The sequence below is a fragment of the Immundisolibacter sp. genome, from assembly GCF_041625615.1.
Classification (GTDB): domain Bacteria; phylum Pseudomonadota; class Gammaproteobacteria; order Immundisolibacterales; family Immundisolibacteraceae; genus Immundisolibacter.
Genome location: NZ_JBFJTF010000242.1, coordinates 1 through 1,527, shown reverse-complemented (window position 1 = coordinate 1,527; position 1,527 = coordinate 1). Strand labels below are relative to the sequence as shown.

The following is a 1,527-nucleotide window of genomic DNA, read 5'->3' as shown; positions in this document are numbered from 1 at the left end:
CGACTCCAGGTAATCCAGCACCTGTTCCAGCCCGCAGGCCAGCAGAAAATTGCGCTTCGGCAACGTGCGGGCGAACACATCGAACACGGCGGGACCGGTCATGCCCTCGGCCCGGTAGGCCTGGAGCATGGTCAACTCGTAAAAGTCGGTGAACAGTGCCGGTACGCGGGATGCCGTCATGCTGGGCCTCGCTGTCGACTGCCGATGACCCGCTTCATTCTCCGCCTTGCGGCACCACACGCCAGTGCCGGCGCCTCAACTCATTCCAGCGCCGCTCCGGCTGCCTCCAGCTCCGCCAGGGCCCGATCACCGTCCCCGGGCTTCACGTCCACCGCCCGCACCGCCGCGCGCAGCAACACCACCCGATAGCCAAGCCGCAGCGCGTCCAGGCCTGTGGCGCGCACGCAGTAATCCGTTGCCAGTCCGGCGAGCACCAGCGTACGCACCCCACGCGCGGACAGCAGGCCGTGCAGCTCCGTGTCGTGCTGCGTGCCGTCGGCCGGATCACGCACGCAGAACCCGGAATACCCATCCTCGCCGCCACGGCCCTTGGACACCACCGGCCCGACCACGGTCAACCGCGGATGCAGGGCCGCGCCCCAGGTATCGCGCACGCAATGCACCGGCCAGACGCCTCCGTCCGGCTTGAAGTGTGGGGTGCGCGGTGGATGCCAGTCGCGGGTGTAGACCACCGTCGCACCCGCCGCCTGGGCCGCGCCGATCTGGACGTTGATCACCGGCACCACGGCCTCGCCCTGCGGCACGTACAGACTGCCGGCGGGATCGGCAAAGTCGTTTTGCATGTCGATGACCAGCAGCGCCGTTCGCGTGTCGTACTGCATGAGCCCTCTCCATCTGCGGTCCGCAGACCGCCCGCCCCGTTACAGCATGCCTGCGAATGAACTCGCATGGCGCACATTCCGTTTGATGCCGATCATGGCTGCGGCCTGCGGCGGCACCCAAGATGCAGTGACACCCCAGCAGGAGAAACCACCATGCCCATTTCCGAGATCTGCAGCCGTGGCGTGGTCATCGTCGGGCCGAACGACTCCCTGCGCACCGTGGCCGAGCTGATGCGTCAGCACCACGTCGGCAGCGTGGTGGTGACCCGCGACCAGGACGCCGTGTGCGTGCCGGTCGGCATCATTACGGACCGTGACATCGTGCTGGCGCTGATCGCCAAGGACGTGCCCCCGGAGGCCGTCAGCGCCGGCGACGTCATGAGCGAACCGCTGGAAACCATCGACGAGACCGACGAGGTGTGGACCGCGCTCGAGCGCATGCGCAGCCGTGGCCTGCGCCGCCTGCCGGTGGTCGGCAGGCGCGGTGGACTGGTCGGCATCATCAGCGCCGACGACCTGCTCCAGCTGGTAGCCGAGGAACTCACCAACCTGGCACGCATCATCAACCGCGAACAGCGACGGGAAAGCACCGTCCGCAGCGGCTGACCGGCCGGCGGATCGTCGGGGGGAGGCTCGAAGCCTGCCCCCCGACACCCCTCAGACGATGCCCAGCTCCTGCATGCGT

Annotated in this window: 2 protein-coding genes and 1 pseudogene; 1 reads left to right on the top strand and 2 read right to left on the bottom strand. The window is 68.2% G+C overall.

Features of this window, described 5'->3' with window-relative positions; translation table 11 throughout:
• A pseudogene (locus ABYX71_RS11945) lies at positions 1–180 on the bottom strand (hypothetical protein); the annotation flags it as partial.
• Positions 181–260: 80 nt separating this feature from the next.
• The gene (locus tag ABYX71_RS11940) at positions 261–842 is read right to left on the bottom strand and encodes an isochorismatase family protein (protein WP_372696712.1); all 582 of its coding nucleotides are present in this window, start codon (positions 840–842) and stop codon (positions 261–263) included.
• 153 nt (positions 843–995) lie between these two features.
• Here ABYX71_RS11940 and ABYX71_RS11935 point away from each other — a divergent pair, with 153 nt between their 5' ends.
• Positions 996–1,448, top strand: a complete 453-nt coding sequence (locus tag ABYX71_RS11935; RefSeq protein ID WP_372696711.1) for a CBS domain-containing protein — start codon at positions 996–998, stop codon at positions 1,446–1,448.
• Positions 1,449–1,527 lie beyond the last annotated feature (79 nt).